We start from the raw sequence: 19,226 nt of genomic DNA, 5'->3' as shown, positions 1-19,226 counted from the left end.
AAGCGGGGCTTCGAGCTGATCGAAGTGACCTGGGCTTATGCCGCGGGGGTCACGTTGACCATGTGCTTGTTCAGTGCGCCCTTGACGCCAAACGACACATGGCCGTCAACCAGTGCAAACAGCGTGTGGTCCTTGCCCACGCCGACATTCACGCCGGGGTGGAACTGGGTGCCGCGCTGGCGCACGATGATCGAGCCTGCGCTGATCAGTTCGCCGCCGAACGCCTTCACGCCGAGCATCTTGGGCTTGGAATCGCGCCCGTTTCGCGTTGAGCCGCCGCCTTTTTTCTGTGCCATGGAATCTGCTCCTTAGCCGGCGATCGCGCCGATTTGCAGTTCGGTGAACTGCTGGCGATGGCCTTGACGTTTCTGATAGTGCTTACGACGGCGCATCTTGAAGATGCGAACCTTGTCGTGCTTGCCGTGCGACAGTACCGTGACTGTCACCGTTGCGCCGGACACCAGGGGCGTACCAACCTTGATTTCGCTGCCGTTGCCGACTGCGAGAACCTGATCGATCACGATTTCCTGGCCTACATCCGCAGCAATCTGTTCTACTTTAATTTTTTCGCCGGAAGCAACGCGATACTGCTTGCCGCCGGTTTTTATGACCGCGTACATGTGAACCTCTTGGGAATATGAGCTCCGCGGCGAATTCCGCAGAGCCCAAGATTCTAGCACGGTTTGCGCGCGCTAACATGGTTTAGGCGCGAAGTGCGCCGGGACCGCACGCGCTCCTCCCTATAATCTGCGCCTTCCGGCCTTGTGCCGCTGCCACCTTCGTATTCAGACGCGCCGCGCGCAAACGCTTTGCCAGTTCACGCCGCCGATACCTCCCCCACCGCCACCGTGCTGGATTTGATCGCCGGCGACATGGTCGAAGTCGACCGTGTGATCGCGCGGCGCCTCGATACTGGCGTGCCCCTGGTCAGCCAGGTTTCCAAATACATCATCTCCGCCGGCGGCAAACGCCTGCGGCCGGCGCTGCTGCTCCTCATGTCGGGCGCCCTCGGATACACGGGCGAGCAGCGCTTCAACCTGGCGGCGGTGGTGGAGTTCATCCACACGGCCACCCTGCTGCACGACGACGTGGTCGACGAATCCACGCTGCGCCGCGGACGCCCGACGGCCAACGAATCCTTCGGAAACCCCGCCAGCGTGCTGGTCGGCGACTTCCTGTATTCGCGCGCCTTCCAGATGATGTTGGATGCAAACAACATGCGCATCATGCAAATTCTGGCCGAGGCGACCAACGTGATCGCAGAAGGCGAGGTGCTCCAGCTGATGAACATGCACGACGCCTCGCTGGACGAAGCGGCGTACCTGCGCGTGATCCGCTCCAAGACCGCCAAGCTTTTCGAGGCCAGCACACGGCTGGCTGCGGTGCTGGCGGGGGCCACGCCCGAGGTCGAAGAAGCCTGCGCCACCTACGGCCAAGCACTGGGCACGGCGTTCCAGGTGATCGACGACGTGCTCGACTACGCCGGAGACGCCCACGAAACCGGAAAGAACGTGGGCGACGATCTGCGCGAAGGCAAGACCACGCTGCCGCTGATCTTCGCCATGCGGCGCGGCAACCCCGCCCAGGGCGCGCTGGTGCGCGCGGCCATCGAGGCCGGCGACACGGCTCAACTGGGCAAGATCGTCGAGATCGTTCACAGCACGGGCGCGCTGGAGGCCTCGCGCGCCGCCGCGGCCGACGAGGCAAAACGCGCGATTCATGCGTTGCGCGACTTTCCGTCCAATTTGTACGCCGACGGTTTGCTACAATTGGCGGCTCAGTTGCTTGAGCGACGTGCCTGAACACCTCACAAGAGTTGGCAAGGACGACTTCTCTTTTTCTGCAACCAATCGGGGTGTAGCTTAGCCTGGTAGAGCGCTACGTTCGGGACGTAGAGGCCGGAGGTTCGAATCCTCTCACCCCGACCAGTCTTTTCGGCTGGCACCAATAATGCCCATGCCTGTTGCTGCGTAGCGATTTACATGGCGAGGGCGTTCAGCGATGATCGTGAAGCACTTTTTCACATCTCTTGCAAATTCGCTGAATGGCTGCCGCCGAACTTCCTGTTAAAGAAAACACGCAAATCGCCCTCCCGGGCCTTGCGCGCGCCCTGGTTTCAGCCGGCAAGCTTCCTGCGAGGACTGCGGAAGACATCTACCAGAAATCGCTGAGCAGTCGCACCAGCTTCATTGCCGAGCTGACCGGCAGCGGTGCCGTATCGGCCGCAGACCTGGCCCACACGCTTTCTTCCGCTTTCGGCGCGCCGCTGCTCGATCTGGACGCCATCGACCACCAGCGTCTGCCCAAGGATCTGCTCGACCCGAAGCTGTGCCTCGCCTACCGCATCGTGGTGCTGAGCAAGCGCAACAATCGTCTCATTGTTGCAACGGCGGACCCCTCGGACCAGCAGGCCGTGGAGAAGATCAAGTTCGCGTCCCAGATGGGCGTGGACTGGGTCATTGCGGAATACGACAAGCTGTCGCGCATGATCGAGGCCGCCGCTGTCAGCGCGTCGGAAACCCTCAACAACATCGTCGGCGGCGGGGACTTCGAGTTCGACGACGTCACAGCCGATACGTCGGGCGATGCCAACGAACAGGCGGCCGTTGCCGAAGTCGAGGATGCCCCGGTCGTCCGGTTCCTGCACAAGATGCTGCTCGACGGCGTCAGCATGCGGGCCTCGGACATTCACTTCGAGCCGTACGAGCACAACTACCGCGTGCGCTTTCGCATCGACGGCGAACTGCGCGAGATCGCGAGCCCGCCCACGCTGATCAAGGACAAGCTGGCTTCACGGATCAAGGTCATTTCGCGGCTCGACATTTCCGAGAAGCGCGTGCCGCAGGACGGCCGCATGAAGCTCAAGATCGGCCCGGACCGCGTGATCGACTTTCGTGTGAGCACGCTGCCCACGCTGTTCGGCGAAAAGATCGTGATCCGTATTCTCGACCCGAGCAGCGCACGCCTGGGCATCGATGCGCTCGGCTACGATGCCGATGAAAAGGAGCGGTTGCTGAACGCGATCGGCCGCCCCTACGGCATGGTGCTGGTAACGGGCCCCACGGGTTCCGGCAAGACGGTGTCGCTTTACACCTGCCTGAACCTGCTGAACCAGCCCGGCGTCAATATCGCCACGGCCGAAGACCCGTCCGAAATCAACCTGCCCGGCGTGAACCAGGTCAACGTGAACGAGCGTGCCGGACTCACGTTCGCCGCCGCGCTGCGCGCTTTCCTCCGGCAGGATCCCGACATCATCATGGTCGGCGAAATCCGGGACCTCGAAACCGCCGACATTTCGATCAAGGCCGCGCAAACGGGCCACCTGGTGCTTTCGACGCTGCACACCAATGACGCGCCGACCACGCTCACGCGCATGCGGAACATGGGTATTGCGCCGTTCAACATTGCTTCCAGCGTGATCCTGATCACCGCGCAGCGGCTGGCCCGACGCTTGTGCCACATATGCCGCGCGCCGGCCGACGTGCCGCGCCAGGCCCTGCTCGACGCGGGCTTCAAGGAAGCCGAACTCGATGGTTCCTGGAAGCCCTATCGTCCGGTCGGCTGCTCGGTGTGCAACGGCGGCTACAAGGGCCGGGTCGGCATCTACCAGGTAATGCCGATCTCCGAAACGATCCAGGCCATCATCCTGCGCGACGGCAGTGCGCTGGACATTGCGCGCCAGTCCGAAGCCGAGGGCGTTCGCTCGTTACGGCAGTCCGGCCTCAGAAAAGTCATGCAAGGGCTCACCTCACTCGAAGAAGTGGTGGCGGTCACCAACGAATAACGAACGAACACACTGCAAATCGGAGATCGAATGGCAACAGTGGCATCCACCCGCACCTCAAGCACGCTCAAGGAATACGTCTACGAGTGGGAGGGCAAGGACCGCAACGGCAAGCTGGTGCGCGGCGAGCTTCGGGCCGCCGGCGAGAACCAGGTTCAGGCCGCCTTGCGGCGCCAGGGAGTTCTCGCATCCAAGATCAAGAAGCGCCGCATGCGCTCGGGCAAGGCGATCAAGCCCAAGGACATCGCGATCTTCACGCGCCAGCTGGCAACGATGATGAAAGCCGGCGTGCCGCTCTTGCAGTCGTTCGACATCGTCGGCCGGGGCAATGCCAATGCAAGCGTCGCCAAGCTGCTGAACGACATCCGCAGCGACGTGGAGACCGGAACCTCGCTCTCGGCCGCCTTCCGCAAGTTTCCGAAGTATTTCGACAACCTCTACTGCAACCTGGTGGAAGCCGGCGAAGCGGCCGGTATTTTGGAAGACCTTCTGGACCGCCTGGCCACCTACATGGAAAAAACCGAGGCGATCAAGTCCAAGATCAAGTCGGCGCTGATGTATCCGACTTCCGTGGTTGTGGTCGCGTTCGTGGTGGTCGCCATCATCATGATCTTCGTGATTCCAGCGTTCAAACAGGTGTTCTCGTCGTTTGGCGCCGACCTGCCGGCCCCGACGCTGTTCGTGATGGCCATGAGCGAATTCTTCGTCTCCTACTGGTGGCTGATCTTCAGTGTGATCGGCGGCGGTACTTACTTTTTTCTGCAGGCCTGGAAGCGAAACGAACGCGTGCAGCGAGTCATGGACCGTGCGCTGCTGCGGGTGCCGATCTTCGGCACGCTGATCGAAAAATCATGCGTGGCCCGATGGACCCGCACCCTCGCCACCATGTTCGCCGCCGGCGTTCCGCTGGTCGAAGCGCTCGACTCGGTGGGCGGCGCGTCGGGCAACACGGTGTACAGCGACGCCACGGCCAAGATCCAGCAAGAGGTCTCGACCGGCACCAGCCTCACCTCGGCCATGACCAACGTGAACCTGTTTCCTTCGATGGTGATCCAGATGACGGCCATCGGCGAGGAGTCCGGTTCCATCGACCACATGCTCGGCAAGGCCGCGGACTTCTACGAATCCGAAGTGGACGACATGGTCGCGGGCCTCTCCAGCCTGATGGAACCCATCATCATCGTGTTCCTTGGCACGATCATCGGCGGCATCGTGGTGTCGATGTACCTGCCCATCTTCAAGCTGGGCCAAGTCGTCTGATGCTGGTTTCGCAGGAGTTCGACGCCGCTTTCGCCGGCGTCCTCGGGTTGCTGGTCGGCAGTTTCCTCAACGTGGTGATCTACCGCACGCCGGTGATGATGTACCGCGGCTGGCTGGCCGATGCCGTGGCCAACCTGATGTCGTCCAAGGATGTTCCATCGCTCTGGTCGCTGGTGTTCGGGCCGAAGACCGCGCCGCCGGCCGGCCTCGAGGCCGCGGCGGACAAGGCGGCGCTCGCGATCGAGGGCCTGCCGCCCTTCGACCTGGCCCGTCCGGCCTCGCGCTGCGGGGCCTGCGGCCACAAGATCCGCTGGTACGAGAACATTCCAGTGCTGAGCTACCTAGTGCTGCGGGGCCGCTGCGGTGCCTGCAAGACACCCATCAGCCCGCGCTATCCGCTGGTCGAACTGATCACCGGGGCGCTCTTCGCCCTTTGCGCTTACCGCTTCGGCCTCACGCCCACCGGCGCGCTCTGGGCCGCCTTCGCGGCGCTATTGATCTGCCAGTTCCTGATCGACTTCGACACCCAGTTCCTGCCCGACGCGCTCAACTATCCGCTGCTCTGGTTGGGGCTTATCGGCGCGGCCATGGGCTGGACCGGCGTTGCACTGAGTTCGGCGCTCTGGGGCGCCGTGTTCGGCTACTTGAGCCTCTGGCTTGTGTACCATGGCTATCGCCTGGTCACGGGCAAGGAAGGCATGGGGTATGGCGACTTCAAACTGCTGGCTGCGCTCGGCGCATGGCTCGGGGCCGACTACCTCATTGCCATCATCCTCGTCTCATCGCTGGTGGGCGCCGTGATCGGCCTGACCCTGCGCTTTGTCGGCAAGCTGGCGCACAAGGACATTCCCATGGCCTTCGGTCCCTTCCTTGCCGGCGCTGGCCTCGTGTGCCTCGTGGCGGGCCCCGAACTCGTCCGGCAATGGATTCCCTTCGCCTTCCCGCTCGGCGCATTCGCCCGTTGAAGAGCCGGTGATGCGGCGCATCGGCTTGACGGGAGGCATCGGGAGCGGCAAGAGCACCGTCGCCGCGCTGTTGGTTGCAGAGGGTGCGGTACTGGTCGACACCGACGCCATCGCACGCCGCATCGCGCAGCCCGGAGGCCTCGCAATGCCCGCCATCGAGACTGCTTTCGGACGGACGGCCATTGCGCCGGACGGCGGCCTGGATCGCGCCGGCATGCGGCAACTCGTTTTCGCCGACGACAGCGCGAGAAAGCGCCTCGAATCGATCCTGCACCCGCTGATCGGTGCCGAGACGGAGCGTCTGGCATCCGCAGCGGGTCCGGATGCCGCAGTGGTCTTCGACGTCCCGCTGCTGGTCGAATCCGGTCGCTGGCGGGCACTCGTGGACCGGGTGCTCGTGGTCGATGCCAGCGAGGAAACGCAGTTGCGGCGCGTCGTGGCGCGCTCCGGCTGGACAGCCGAAGCCGTGCGCGCGGTGATCGCCCAGCAGGCTGCGCGCAAGTTGCGCCGGGCTGCCGCGGATGCGGTCATTTTCAACGAGTCGCTCTCACTGGAGGAACTCGGTGGACAGGTGCGGAGTCTCTGGAAGCGGTGGGCTCCGCGCGGCACGCGATAATCCGAGACTTGCCGCCGCAGCGGCCGCATAACGACCAAGACAAAAAGGCGCTCGCCGGAGTGCCCTCCCTCCCGCGATGCTTTTCAATTCGTATCCCTTTATTTTTGTCTTTTTTCCGCTGGTCCTGATCGGCTTCTTCCTGATCGGCAAGCGCAACGCCCGGTCCGCGGCGGGCTTTCTCGCCCTGGCCTCGCTGTTCTTCTACGGCTGGTGGAGCGTCAAGGCACTTCCGCTGCTGGTGGCGTCCATCTGCATCAACTACTGGTTCGGACTGCACCTCTCGCCCGCGCCCGGCCGAGACGACCGCAAGCGAAAGTCGCTGCTGGTGCTGGCGCTGGTCGTCAACCTGGGTGTGCTCGCGGTCTTCAAGTACGCCAACTTCTTTGTGTCGAACGTGAACGAAGGACTGGCCTCGGCGGGCCTGTCGCAGATTCCGATGCTGCACATCGTGCTGCCGATCGGCATCTCGTTCTACACCTTCACCCAGATCGCCTTCCTGGTCGACTGCTGGCAGGGCAAGGTGCATGAGCGCAGCTTCATCCACTACGTGCTGTTCGTCACCTACTTTCCGCACCTGATCGCAGGCCCGGTGCTGCATCACGCGCAGATGATGCCGCAGTTCGCGAACCCGGCCACCTATCGGCTCGACCCCAACAAGGTGGCGCTCGGCGTAGCGATCTTCACCTTCGGCCTCGCAAAGAAGCTGCTGATTGCCGACCCGATGGGCCAATACGCCGACATGATGTTCAACGGCGTGCACAAGGGCATCGAGCCCACGCTCTACACCTCATGGTTCGGCGCGCTGGCCTATACGCTGCAGATCTATTTCGACTTCTCGGGCTATTCGGACATGGCCGTCGGCCTCTCGCTGTGCCTGGGCGTGCAGCTGCCGCTCAATTTCCGCTCGCCCTACAAGTCGACCAACATCATCGAATTCTGGCGGCGCTGGCACATCTCGCTGTCGAACTTCCTGCGCGACTATCTCTACGTGCCGCTCGGCGGCAACCGCAAGGGCCCGGCGCGGCGCTACCTGAACCTGTTCCTCACGATGCTGCTCGGCGGGCTCTGGCACGGCGCCGCATGGACCTTCGTGATCTGGGGCGCGCTGCACGGCGTGTTCCTGATGATCAACCACCTGTGGAATGCCAGGGTGCGGCGCAACGCCACGCCGGGCCGCGTGGCCCACGTACTGGGCTGGCTGCTGACCTTCCTCTGCGTGGTGCTGGCCTGGATCGTCTTCCGCGCCGACGGCGTGCATACCGCCATGGCCATCTACAAGGGCATGCTCGGAATGCATGGCGCACCGGCGTCGGCGTTCAGCGAACTCGGCCCCGTGCCGTTCCGCAAACCCGAGTTCTTCCAGACCATGCTGGTGGGCATCATCATCTGCCTTGCGTTGCCTCCGACGATCTCGCTCGAGCGCTGGATTCCCCACCCGAAGGCGGTTGCGGGCCAGCCTGTCATGGCGTGGGTCTCCTCGGCCGTGCTCGCGATCGGCACTTTCGCGCTCTTCGCCTGGTGCGTCTCGAAGCTGGGCAACTACAGCCCGTTCCTCTATTTCCAATTCTGATTCGACATGACGACGCCCGCCAAAGTCTGGCTGCGATTCTTCCTCATCGGCTACATCGCCCTGATGGCGCTTTGGATCGTTTCGCTCACCAGCCCCGTGCCTTACGGCGACCTCACGCGCATCGGCCGCCTGTCCGAACGCGAATTCGGTTGGACCGCCCCGCCGCCCAAGGTCGACCCTGCCGTGCTGAAGGGCAAGCCCGTCGACCAAGCCGACGTCCTGGTCATCGGCGACAGCTTCTCGATGACCTTCCGTTGGCAGTCGGTGCTTGCCAAGGCCGGCTACCGCGTCTCGACCACCTATTGGGGCCAGTACGAGAACGCGCTCTGCGGCGACTTCGACCAGTGGATCGCGCGCACCGGATTCAAGGGCAAGCTGATCATCATCGAGAGCGTGGAGCGCCTGCTGGGCGACCGCACCAAGGACAGCATGAAGTGCCAGAAGATGATCCGGCCCTTCGACGCCATGGACCATCCCCTGATCACGCCCGATGAGACCGTGCCGAGCCCCGCACCCAACTGGAACGTGCAGTTCATGACGGGGATCACGACCTACTACAACACCTGGAAAGCGAAAAATTCTGCAACAGACGTTCACTTCGACTGGAACACCTGGGTGCGGCCGGTGCCCGATGGTTGCAAGCTCTTCTCCCATCGCTCCTGCGACAAGATGCCCTTTTTCGCCGAAGATGACGACAATGGCCCGCTGACTCCCGCGCACCTCGAGTGGATGAAGAATTTCACAAAGGCGCACGGCAAGCTTCCTATCATGTGGATGGTGATTCCCAACAAGACCACCGTGTACCTGAAGCCCGATTACTCCAAGGATTTCGAAGCCGGGTTCCGCGCGTCCGGCCTCGGGCCCGATCTCTACGCGTTCACACGCGAAAAGCACACGCAGATTCGCGACTTTTATTTCTCGAACGACACCCACATGTCCATGCACGGCCAGCTCGCGCTGGGAGAACGCATGCTCACCGCCGTGCGCGAAGTGCTGCCCACGCCCCCATCGAAATCGCCCTGAAGCTATGATGGCGCGACAGGAAACCGACAAAAACGCGTGATCCTCTACGAGTACCCTTTCAACGAGCGCATCCGCACCTACCTGCGGCTGGAGCACCTCTTCCGCCGGCTCGGGGAACTGGTGCCCTCGGAATCCGCGCTCTCGCATCACTACGCGCTGGTCACGATCTTCGAGATCATGGACGTTGCCGCGCGCGCCGACCTCAAGGCCGACGTGATGCGCGATCTCGACAAGCACAAGAACGTCTTCAACAGCTACCGCGGCAATCCGGCCATCGCCGAAGCCGTGCTCGACCAGGTGGTGAGCCAGCTCGAGCGCAACTTCGCAACGCTGAACGGCGTTGCCGGCAAGGCTGGCCAGGCCCTGACCGAAAATGAGTGGCTCATGAGCATTCGCAGCCGCGCGGGCATTCCGGGCGGCACCTGCGAATTCGATCTGCCCGCCTACTACGCCTGGCAGCACCGCAGCGCGGCAAGCCGCCGGGCCGATCTCGAGCGTTGGTCCGCCACGCTGTCCCCGCTGGCTGAATCCATCTATCTGCTACTCAAGCTGCTGCGCGATGCCGATGTACCGTACAAGGTCATTGCCGCGGGCGGCCAGTTCCAGCAAAACCTGCCGCAAGGCCGCAGCTTCCAGCTGCTGCGGCTACGCATCGATCCCGCGCTCGGGCTCATTCCCGAGATCAGTGGCAACCGGCTCATGGTTTCGGTGCGGCTGATGCGGCACGAAGCCGACGACCGGCTGCATTCAAGCACGGACGACACGGCATTCGAACTCACCCTTTGCGCATGAGCCCCCGCCCGGCCGCTCCGAAGGGGGCTCGCGCCGCAGTGCGGAGCACGGAGGTTACCCAATGAGCGACGTGAACAAGATCGGCGAGCGGATCGTCCGCTGCCCCTCGTGTGGCGGCGACAGTGTCTACGCCGAGCGCAACCCCTATCGCCCGTTCTGCAGTGCGCGCTGCAAGGGCAACGATTTCGGGGCCTGGGCCAGCGAGGAGTTCCGGATGCCGACAGAAGCGCCGGCCGACGACGAGCCCTTCGGCGACCCGAAGAAGGTCCAATAAGCGCACCTTGCGCTACGGCGCAAGAAAGACGCGGTCCAGGTAGTCCGCGTGCTTGCGGACGTACGCCGGACGCAGGTGCTCCCGGTCCTTGTAAGCCGGCGCATCGTCGGGTGTCGCCCGGAGGCACTGCCCCTCTGCACAGAGCCTTGACATCACGTCGATGGGCTCCGCACCGCTGGAGAGCGCGAGCGCGCGCAGCTGCTCATTGAGTCTCGCCTGTTCCGGCGGCAGCGGGGCGGCAGGCGTGCTGGTCAGCGCCACCATCTTGCCCATGCGGCTGCCTTCGATGAGGCGCCGCGGCTCGAACTCGGGGCCACTGGCGTTGTCCAGCAGCAGGTAGACCTTCTTCTTGTGCTGCACCAGTTGCACCAGCAGCTTTTCGAGAGACGCGAGCGACGGCCCGAGGCCCGCGCCGCCATTGTTCACAAGGTAGCCCGAGGCGCCATCCTGAAAGTAGAACGGCAGCGGAAAGTTGCCCGTGAAGTAGCAGTTCCAGCAGGCCCCGACCACCACCGTGTCGATCCGCGGATCGACGGCCAGCGCGAGCATTTCGCGGCGCGCCTGCTCGCAGCCGGGGTTGCCCTCGGCGACCATGCCGGGCACCGGTGGACAGGCGCCATACGTCGAAAAGTAGGTCGTGGCCATGCGCTGGGGCGAGCTGCGTGCAAGCTCCATCGCACGCGGCGCGTACTGCTGGATGTGGCTGTCGCCGATCAGCAAGACCTTGCGATCGCCGCTACCCACGCGCTTGACCGGATAGGCGCCGATCTTCTGCTGCTCGAAGCCGGCGTAGTAGTTGTCGTCCACCGTGGCGTCGGTCACCTTGCGCAGCAGGTCGCTGCCGTTGCGCGGTGCCATGCCGCCCAGCGCCAGCAGCCCGGCGACCGCAATCGCCATGCTGCCGCCCGCGAGCAAGCGCAGGATGCCGACGTTAGCTCGTGCCCGGGTGAAGCGCTCGACGAATCGATAGGTGAGCCAGGCCAGCGCCACGCTCGCCAGCACCATCGCCGCACGCACGACGGGCGCCGGCTCGCCTTCGTTCACGATACGTGCGTAGACCAGCAAGGGCCAATGCCAGAGATAGAGCGGATAGCTGATGAGACCGATCCACACCATCGGACGGCTGGCGAGCACATGCCTGTTCAGCACGCCCGCAGGCCCGGCCGCGATACAGCTCGCCGCGCCCAGCGTGGGCAGCAGCGCCCACCACCCCGGAAACGCCTTGTCGCTGCGGGTCATCACGAGCCCCAGCACGATCAGTCCCACGCCCATGCACGACTGCACGTGGCTGCGCCAGGCCGGCACCGGTTCCTTGGCGGGCCGCAGGCGCATGCAGGCCAGGATGCCGCCCACCATCAGCTCCCAGAAGCGCGAAGCGGGTGAGTAGAAGGCCGCCGTGCGAAAAGGATGGATCGTCAGCACGTTGACCAAAAACGAAACCACCGCCAGCACCCAGAGCAGCCGGAGAATCGGCCAGCGCCGACGCCAGGCCAACGCCAGCAACATGGGCCAGAAAATATAGAACTGCTCCTCGATGCCCAGCGACCACAGGTGCAGCAGCGGCTTGGTCTCCGCGGCCGTATCGAAATAGCCGGCCTCGCCCCAGAAGATGAAGTTGGCAATGAAGGCCGCGCCGCCCGCCGCCTGCTTGCCGAGTTCGGTGAACTCCCTGGGCAGCAGCGCATACCAGCCGAAGGCGAGCGTGGCCAGCAGCACCAGCGTCAGTGCCGGAAAGATCCGCCGGATGCGCCGTGCATAGAAATCGCGGTAGCTGAAATCGCCCACCGCATGGCTCTGCATGATGATCGTCGTGATCAGGAAGCCCGAGATCACGAAGAAGATGTCGACCCCGATGAAGCCGCCTGGCAACGCGTCGGGAAACGCGTGGAAGGCCAGCACCGACGCCACCGCCACGGCACGCAGGCCATCGATGTCGGCACGGTACTTGGGATGCAGCATGTCTTCTTGTCTCAGGCCCGCGGCGCCAGCAAGCCGCGCTCGCCCGACCTCGCGGCCCAGTCCATCAGGCCAGGGTCGAAACCGCCAGCGCCGCCGACGCGGGCAGCCCGCGCTCCTGGGTCAGCCATTCGAGCACCGGCAAGGCACCCGGCAGCACCGGAGCCACGTCGAGCGGTAGTTGCTGCCAGCACATGGCCTGCCCTTCGCGCATTTCGAACTCGCCGCTCCAGGCCGTGACCTTGCACCAGTGCAATCGCACCAGCGCATGCGGGTAGTCGTGTTCGGTCACTTTCCAGACCTCGGCGCCCGCGATGGTGATGCCCAGTTCTTCGTGCAGCTCGCGGCGCAGTGCCTGCTCCACCGTTTCGCCGGCCTCGATCTTGCCGCCCGGAAACTCCCAGAAGCCGGCATAGGCCTTGCCCTCGGGCCGGGTCGACAGCAGCAGCGCTTCGTCGGCCGGGCGAATCAACACGCCGACAGCCACCTCGGTGTGCTTGCGGCCTTCAGGCTGCGGCTGCGCGCTCATGCGGAAGCCCGTCCGGCATAGTCGCGTGCGAACTGGTAGGCCACGCGGCCGCTGCGCGAACCGCGCTCCAGCGCCCACACCAGCGCCTCGGCACGCGCTGCCTCGATGGCAGCTTTGTCGACACCGAACGACGACAGCCACTGCGCGACGATCGCCAGGTATTCGTTCTGGCTGAAGGGATAGAAGCTCACCCACAGGCCGAAGCGCTCCGACAGCGAGATCTTCTCCTCGATCACTTCGCCGGGATGCACTTCGCCGTCCTCGGTATGGGTGTAGCTGAGGTTGTCCTTCATGTATTCCGGCAGCAGGTGGCGCCGGTTGCTGGTCGCGTAGATCAGCACATTGGGCGTGGCCGCCGCAATCGAGCCGTCCAGGATCGACTTCAGCGCCTTGTAGCCGGGCTCGCCTTCGTCGAAGCTCAGGTCGTCGCTGAACACGATGAATTTTTCGGGCCGCTGCGACACCACCTCGACGATGTCGGGCAGGTCGGTCAGTTCGGCCTTGTCGACTTCGATCAGGCGCAGCCCCTGCGGCGCATAGGCCTGCAGGCAGGCGCGAATGAGCGACGACTTGCCCGTGCCGCGCGCACCCGTCAGCAGCACGTTGTTGGCCGGCTTGCCCTCGACGAACTGGCGCGTGTTGCGCTCGATCTTTTCCTTCTGGACGTCGATTTCCCTCAGCGAATCGAGCGCCATGGAGGCCACGTGTTTCACCGGCTCGAGCACGCCATGGCCCGAGCTGCGGCGGCGGTAACGCCACGCGATCGACGCGTTCCAATCAGCCGGCGCCGCCAGCGGCTGCGGCAGGATCGACTCGATGCGGCCGATCAGCTGTTCGGCACGTTCGATCAGCTTTTCGAACTTTTCATTCATGACCTGTAGTCGGCGTTGATGGTCACGTACTCGTGGCTCAGGTCGCAGGTCCACACGGTCTCGCTCGCGTTGCCGCGGCCCAAGGCGATGCGCACCGTGATCTCGCTCTGCTTCATCACGCGCTGGCCGTCTTCCTCGCGGTACGACGGGTTGCGCCCGCCCTTGACCGCCACGTGCACGTCGTCGAGGAAAAGGTCGATGCCGGTCTGGTCGAGATCGGCAATGCCCGCGTAGCCCACGGCCGCCAGGATGCGGCCGAGGTTCGGGTCGCTGGCAAAGAACGCGGTCTTGACCAGCGGCGAGTGCGCCACGGCATAAGCCACCTGCTTGCACTCGGCAGCATCGCGGCCGCCTTCGACCTGGATGGTGATGAACTTGGTGGCGCCTTCGCCGTCGCGCACGATGGCTTGCGCCAGCTGGCGGGCCACGTTCTGCATGGCGGCCACGAGTGCCTGGCCGGCGGCCGACTCCAGCGAGGTGATGGTGGCGTGCGCGGCCTTCTGCGTGGCAATGACCACGAAGGAGTCGTTGGTCGAAGTGTCGCCGTCGATGGTCACGCGGTTGAACGAGGCATCGGCCAACAACTTGGCGAGCGGCTGGATCAGCGCAGCGTCGATCTTGGCGTCGGTGGCCATGAAGCCCAGCATGGTCGCCATGTTCGGACGGATCATCCCGGCGCCTTTGCTGATGCCGGTGATGGTGACGGTGGCACCGCCGACCTGAACCTGCTGGCTGAAAGCCTTGGGGATCGTGTCGGTGGTCATGATGCCTTCAGCGGCACGTGCCCAGTGGTTCTCCGAAGCGTCGGCCAGCGCGGCGGGCAGGCCGGCTTCGATGCGGTCCACCGGAAGCGGCTCCATGATCACGCCGGTCGAGAAAGGCAGGATCTGCTCGGGCGCGATTTCCAGATGGCGCGCGAGCGCGATGCAGGTGGAACGCGTGCGCATCAGGCCGTCTTCGCCCGTGCCTGCATTGGCGTTGCCAGTGTTGATCACCATCGCGCGAATGCCGTAGTTGGCGGCCAGGTGGTCGCGGCAGACCTGCACCGGTGCGGCGCAGAAGCGATTCTGGGTGAACACGCCGCCAACCGCAGAGCCTTCATCGATCAGCACGACGGTCAGGTCCTTGCGGTTCGCCTTGCGCACGCCCGCTTCGGCCACGCCAATGCGGACGCCGGGCACCGCGAACAAGGCGGCAGGATCAGGAGCGGACAGGTTCACGGGCATGGCGGTTATTTCTCTTCGGATGTTTCTGGGTCAGCTGAGCTTGCCGTGGCAATGCTTGTATTTCTTGCCGCTGCCGCACGGGCACGGGTCGTTGCGACCGACGCGTGCGAACGCCGCAGCTTCGGCGCTGAGCGTGCCGAGCCCCAGGCCCGCGGCCGCGATGCGGCGCTGGTTTTCCTCGTCGAGACGAACCTCGACCTCGCCGGTTTCGGTCGGCGCGCTGTAGGTGATGTTCGAGACGTTCTCGCCGCGGCTCTCCAGCGCTTCCGCCGCCTCTTCGAGTTGCTCGCCCGACTGCACGCGCACCGTCATCAGCTGGCGCGTGACTTCGTTCTTGACCGAGTCGAGCAATTGGCCGAAGAGCTCGAAGGCTTCGCGCTTGTATTCCTGCTTGGGCTGCTTCTGCGCATAGCCGCGCAGGTGAATACCCTGGCGCAGATAGTCCAGCGAGGCCAGGTGTTCACGCCAGTGCGTGTCGATGCCCTGCAGCAACACCATGCGCTCGAACTGGGTGAAGTTCTCCTGGCCGATCAGCGCCACCTTGGCACCGAAGCTGTCGTTGGCGGCATTGACCACCTTCTCGACGATGTCCTCGTCGGCCACGGCCTCGGCCGCCTCGATTTCCTTCTTGAGGGGCATGTCGATGCCCCACTCGTTGGACAGCGCCTTCTCGAGGGCGTCGAGGTCCCACTGTTCCTCGACCGATTCGGACGGCACGTACTGCCGCACGAGGTCGGTAAAGCAACCTTCGCGCAACGCCGCGATCTGCGCCGTGAGGTCGGCCGCATCGAGGATGTCGTTGCGCTGCTGGTAGATCACCTTGCGCTGGTCGTTCGACACGTCGTCGTATTCGAGCAGCTGCTTGCGGATGTCGAAGTTGCGCGCCTCGACCTTGCGCTGCGCACTCTCGATGCTGCGCGTGACGATGCCGGCTTCGATGGCTTCACCGTCGGGCATCTTGAGGCGGTCCATGATCGCCTTCACGCGGTCGCCCGCGAAGATGCGCATCAGCGGATCGTCCAGGCTCAGGTAGAAGCGCGAGGAGCCCGGGTCGCCCTGGCGGCCCGAACGTCCGCGCAGCTGGTTGTCGATGCGGCGCGATTCGTGGCGCTCGGTCGCGATGATGCGCAGGCCGCCCAGCGACTTCACGAACTCGTGATCCTTGGTCCATTCGGCGCGAATGTGCGCGATGTCGGCCTGCTTGGCGGCGTCGTCGCGGCCTTCGTCGTTCTCGATCGCCTCGATCATCTTCTCGATGTTGCCGCCCAGCACGATGTCGGTACCGCGGCCGGCCATGTTGGTCGCGATGGTGATCATCTTCGCGCGGCCGGCCTGCGCCACGATGTCGGCTTCGCGCGCATGCTGCTTGGCGTTGAGCACCTGGTGCGGCAGGTCCGCCTTGGTGAGCAGGCCGTCGATGATTTCGGAGTTTTCGATCGACGAGGTGCCCACCAGCACCGGTTGGCCGCGCTCGTAGCACTCGCGGATGTCCTGGATCGCCGCTTCGTACTTTTCGCGCGTGGTCTTGTAGACGCGGTCGAGCTGGTCGTCGCGCTTGCTGATGCGGTTCGGCGGAATGATGACGGTCTCGAGGCCGTAGATTTCCTGGAACTCGTAGGCCTCGGTGTCGGCCGTGCCGGTCATGCCGGCCAGCTTGTTGTACAGGCGGAAATAGTTCTGAAAGGTGATGGAGGCGAGCGTCTGGTTCTCGGCCTGGATCTGCACGCCTTCCTTGGCTTCCACGGCCTGATGCAGGCCGTCGCTCCAGCGCCGACCCGTCATGAGGCGGCCGGTGAATTCGTCGACGATGACGACCTCGCCCTGCTGCACCACGTAATGCTGGTCGCGGTGGTACAGATGACGTGCACGCAGCGCCGCGTTCAGGTGATGCATCAGCGTGATGTTGGCCGGGTCGTAGAGCGACGCGCCTTCGGGCAGCAGCTTGAATTCGCTCAGCAGCTGCTCTGCCTTCTCGTGGCCGTCTTCGGTCAGGAACACCTGGTGCGTCTTCTCGTCGACCGTGAAGTCGCCAGGCACCGTGACGCCCTCGCCCGTGCGCGGATCGGCCTCGCCCTCTTGCTTGGTCAAGAGGGGCACCACCTTGTTGATGGCCAGGTACAGGTCGGTATGGTCTTCGGCCTGGCCGCTGATGATCAGCGGCGTGCGGGCCTCGTCGATCAGGATGGAGTCCACCTCGTCGACGATGGCGTAGTTCAGGCCGCGCTGAACCCGGTCGCCGGGCTCGTACACCATGTTGTCGCGCAGGTAGTCGAAGCCGTATTCGTTGTTGGTGCCGTACGTGATGTCGCTGCCGTAGGCCTGCTGCTTTTCCTCGCGCGGCATCTGCGGCAGGTTGATGCCCACCGACAAGCCCAGGAAGTTGTACAGGCGTCCCATCCACTGGGCGTCGCGATTGGCGAGGTAGTCATTCACGGTGACCACGTGCACGCCGTTGCCAGTGAGCGCGTTCAAATACACCGGCAGCGTGGCGGTCAGGGTCTTGCCTTCGCCAGTGCGCATTTCGGCGATCTTGCCATTGTGAAGTGCCATGCCGCCGAGCAGCTGCACGTCGAAATGACGCATCTTCATGACGCGCTTGGAGCCTTCGCGCACGGTGGCGAATGCTTCCGGCAGCACGGCATCGAGGGTTTCGCCCTTGGCGATGCGGTCCTTGAATTCCTGCGTCTTGGCGCGCAGCCCGTCGTCGCTGAGCTTCTCGAACTCGGGTTCGAGCGCATTGATGCGCTCCACCGTCTTGCGATACTGCTTGAGGAGCCGGTCGTTGCGACTGCCGAAAATCTGGGTCAGGAAGTTGGTTGCCATTGGCGTGGAGATGGACGGGCACCTGACACACAGGCACTGCGACCGGATTCCCTAAGATATGGTGAAAGCAGTTGGGCGCGCCTTCTTCGAATGCAAGCCTCGAAAGCAAGCGGCTCCAGACCGATCTGCCGGCGCAAGCGTCGGCAAACCGGGCATTTTAGCTGTCTTGTTCCATCCTCCGGATTACCCATGAATCGCCGCTCCGTCCCTCCCTTCACGTTGCAGCAGGCCGCTGAAGGCTCGCCCACCCTGGCGAGCCTGATTGCGCGCGCACGCGACGCCAGCGAGCGGCTGCGGGCGGTCGAAGGATTGATACCGCCGGCCATGCGGCCCGCCGTGCAGGCCGGCCCGGCGGAAGGGGACGTATGGTGCCTGCTGGTCAACGGCAGCGCCGCGGCCGCCAAGCTGCGCCAGCTGTCCCCGATGCTGGTCACCCGGCTGCGCAGCAAGGGCTGGGACGTGAACACAATCCGGATCAAGGTGCAAACCGGGCGCTGAACCAAAAAACGGCGGGCCGGGCAAACGGCCGGACCCATCGGAACCTGGTTTATTGCGGCTGAAGCCCGATGTCGTGCGCCACCTTCTGCCAGCGCTCGGCTTCCGAGCGCATGAAAGCCCGCAGTTCACCCGTGGTGGAGCCCTTCAGCTGCACACCCAGCACCGCCATGCGCTCCTTCACCGACGGATGGTCCAGCGCCGCGATCGCCTCGCGCCGCAGCCGCTCGATCACTTCCAGCGGCGTGGTGGCGGGCGCCACCATGGCCCACCACTGGTCGATCTCGAGACCTTTGAGCCCGCTCTCCGCCAAGCCAGGCACATCCTTGAGGCCCGGAATGTTCACGCGCTGCGCGCTCGTCACCAGCAGCGGGCGGATCCTGTTGCCGCCCAGAAGGCTGGAACCGCTGGCCAGCGTCGCGAAGTGTCCGGCCACCGTGCCCGCCGCTACGTCGGTGAGTGCAGGCGCCGAGCCGCGATAGGGAACCATGTTGAACTTGATCTTCGTGCGGCTCGCCAGCAGTTCGGCCGCCAGGTGGCTCACCGTGCCGGCGCCGCTGTGCGCGATGGCCGGCGGCATCGGCCGGGCGGCCGCCGTCTTGATGAAGGTCTTGAAATCCCGGCTGTCGTCGTCCATGCCGGCAAAGAAGACGAGGGGCGACGTGCCGATCATCGTCACCGGCGTGAAGTCGCGCAGCAGGTCGTAGGGCAACCGCGTCGTCACCGCGGGCGCAATGGCGTGCGGCAACTCGACAATGGCAAGCGTGTAGCCGTCGGGCACGGCCTTGGCCGCCGCTTCGGTGCCGATCTGGCCGGCAGCACCCGGGCGGTTGTCGACGATCACCGAGCTGCCGATCGTCTGGCTCATGCGTTTCGCCATGGCGCGCGCAATGGCGTCGGTGCTCCCGCCAGCCGCCCACGGCACGATCAGCTTAATGGGCTTGTCGGGAAAAGCCGCCCAGGCGCGCGGCGCCGCGGCGGTGAACAGGGCGGCCGAACCGGCAGCCAGGAAGGCGCGGCGTTGCATTGCTTGCATGGTTT

General features: G+C 64.4%; 18 protein-coding genes and 1 tRNA gene. 11 read left to right on the top strand and 8 right to left on the bottom strand.

What is annotated here, in order from left to right; translation table 11 throughout:
- Nucleotides 1-35 precede the first annotated feature (35 nt).
- Together rpmA and rplU are read right to left on the bottom strand one after the other, a co-directional pair.
- The gene (gene rpmA / locus BLR24_RS28470) at nt 36-296 is read right to left on the bottom strand and encodes a 50S ribosomal protein L27 (RefSeq protein WP_028259150.1); all 261 of its coding nucleotides are present in this window, start codon (nt 294-296) and stop codon (nt 36-38) included.
- A gap of 12 nt (nt 297-308) precedes the next feature.
- Nucleotides 309-620: a 50S ribosomal protein L21 gene (rplU, locus tag BLR24_RS28465; protein WP_028259151.1), complete on the bottom strand. Its 312-nt coding sequence runs from the start codon at nt 618-620 to the stop codon at nt 309-311.
- Between the two features lie 189 nt (nt 621-809).
- Between rplU and BLR24_RS28460 the strand changes: the two genes are divergently transcribed.
- From BLR24_RS28460 to BLR24_RS28415, 10 genes are all read left to right on the top strand, one after another.
- Nucleotides 810-1,802, top strand: a complete 993-nt coding sequence (locus tag BLR24_RS28460) for a polyprenyl synthetase family protein (protein ID WP_093023738.1) — start codon at nt 810-812, stop codon at nt 1,800-1,802.
- 49 nt (nt 1,803-1,851) lie between these two features.
- Nucleotides 1,852-1,928: transfer RNA gene (locus BLR24_RS28455), tRNA-Pro, on the top strand.
- 116 nt (nt 1,929-2,044) lie between these two features.
- Complete coding sequence (gene pilB / locus BLR24_RS28450; RefSeq protein WP_093023736.1) at nt 2,045-3,784, top strand: type IV-A pilus assembly ATPase PilB; 1,740 nt, start codon at nt 2,045-2,047, stop codon at nt 3,782-3,784.
- A gap of 30 nt (nt 3,785-3,814) precedes the next feature.
- Complete coding sequence (locus BLR24_RS28445) at nt 3,815-5,044, top strand: type II secretion system F family protein (RefSeq protein WP_093023734.1); 1,230 nt, start codon at nt 3,815-3,817, stop codon at nt 5,042-5,044.
- A complete protein-coding gene (locus BLR24_RS28440; protein ID WP_093023732.1) occupies nt 5,044-6,009 on the top strand; it encodes a prepilin peptidase in 966 nt (321 codons plus the stop codon). Before BLR24_RS28445 ends, BLR24_RS28440 begins: the two co-directional genes overlap by 1 nt.
- 10 nt (nt 6,010-6,019) lie before the next feature.
- On the top strand, nt 6,020-6,625 hold the full coding sequence (coaE, locus tag BLR24_RS28435) for a dephospho-CoA kinase (protein WP_093023730.1): 606 nt from the start codon (nt 6,020-6,022) through the stop codon (nt 6,623-6,625).
- Between the two features lie 76 nt (nt 6,626-6,701).
- A complete protein-coding gene (locus BLR24_RS28430; RefSeq protein WP_093023728.1) occupies nt 6,702-8,195 on the top strand; it encodes an MBOAT family O-acyltransferase in 1,494 nt (497 codons plus the stop codon).
- Nucleotides 8,196-8,201: 6 nt separating this feature from the next.
- Nucleotides 8,202-9,218, top strand: coding sequence for an alginate O-acetyltransferase AlgX-related protein (locus BLR24_RS28425; protein ID WP_093023726.1), 1,017 nt, complete (start codon nt 8,202-8,204; stop codon nt 9,216-9,218).
- 36 nt (nt 9,219-9,254) lie between these two features.
- A complete protein-coding gene (gene zapD / locus BLR24_RS28420; RefSeq protein ID WP_093023724.1) occupies nt 9,255-10,010 on the top strand; it encodes a cell division protein ZapD in 756 nt (251 codons plus the stop codon).
- A gap of 61 nt (nt 10,011-10,071) precedes the next feature.
- The gene (locus BLR24_RS28415) at nt 10,072-10,284 is read left to right on the top strand and encodes a DNA gyrase inhibitor YacG (RefSeq protein ID WP_093023722.1); all 213 of its coding nucleotides are present in this window, start codon (nt 10,072-10,074) and stop codon (nt 10,282-10,284) included.
- A gap of 12 nt (nt 10,285-10,296) precedes the next feature.
- Here BLR24_RS28415 and BLR24_RS28410 read toward each other — a convergent pair whose 3' ends face one another.
- The 5 genes from BLR24_RS28410 to secA form a co-directional block, all read right to left on the bottom strand.
- Nucleotides 10,297-12,243, bottom strand: a complete 1,947-nt coding sequence (locus BLR24_RS28410) for an acyltransferase family protein (protein WP_093023720.1) — start codon at nt 12,241-12,243, stop codon at nt 10,297-10,299.
- 64 nt (nt 12,244-12,307) lie between these two features.
- The gene (locus BLR24_RS28405; RefSeq protein WP_093023718.1) at nt 12,308-12,769 is read right to left on the bottom strand and encodes a (deoxy)nucleoside triphosphate pyrophosphohydrolase; all 462 of its coding nucleotides are present in this window, start codon (nt 12,767-12,769) and stop codon (nt 12,308-12,310) included.
- A complete protein-coding gene (locus BLR24_RS28400; RefSeq protein WP_093023716.1) occupies nt 12,766-13,641 on the bottom strand; it encodes an ATP-binding protein in 876 nt (291 codons plus the stop codon). Before BLR24_RS28400 ends, BLR24_RS28405 begins: the two co-directional genes overlap by 4 nt.
- On the bottom strand, nt 13,638-14,867 hold the full coding sequence (gene argJ / locus BLR24_RS28395; protein ID WP_093023714.1) for a bifunctional glutamate N-acetyltransferase/amino-acid acetyltransferase ArgJ: 1,230 nt from the start codon (nt 14,865-14,867) through the stop codon (nt 13,638-13,640). Before argJ ends, BLR24_RS28400 begins: the two co-directional genes overlap by 4 nt.
- Before the next feature lie 30 nt (nt 14,868-14,897).
- Nucleotides 14,898-17,690: a preprotein translocase subunit SecA gene (gene secA, locus BLR24_RS28390; RefSeq protein WP_093023712.1), complete on the bottom strand. Its 2,793-nt coding sequence runs from the start codon at nt 17,688-17,690 to the stop codon at nt 14,898-14,900.
- Nucleotides 17,691-17,879: 189 nt separating this feature from the next.
- Here secA and BLR24_RS28385 point away from each other — a divergent pair, with 189 nt between their 5' ends.
- Nucleotides 17,880-18,188, top strand: a complete 309-nt coding sequence (locus BLR24_RS28385; RefSeq protein ID WP_093023710.1) for a DciA family protein — start codon at nt 17,880-17,882, stop codon at nt 18,186-18,188.
- Nucleotides 18,189-18,237: 49 nt separating this feature from the next.
- Here BLR24_RS28385 and BLR24_RS28380 read toward each other — a convergent pair whose 3' ends face one another.
- Nucleotides 18,238-19,221, bottom strand: coding sequence for a Bug family tripartite tricarboxylate transporter substrate binding protein (locus BLR24_RS28380; RefSeq protein ID WP_093023708.1), 984 nt, complete (start codon nt 19,219-19,221; stop codon nt 18,238-18,240).
- Nucleotides 19,222-19,226: the final 5 nt, after the last annotated feature.

Source organism: Variovorax sp. OV700, from assembly GCF_900099805.1.
GTDB lineage: Bacteria > Pseudomonadota > Gammaproteobacteria > Burkholderiales > Burkholderiaceae_C > Variovorax.
This window is presented reverse-complemented; position numbering and strand designations above follow the sequence as displayed.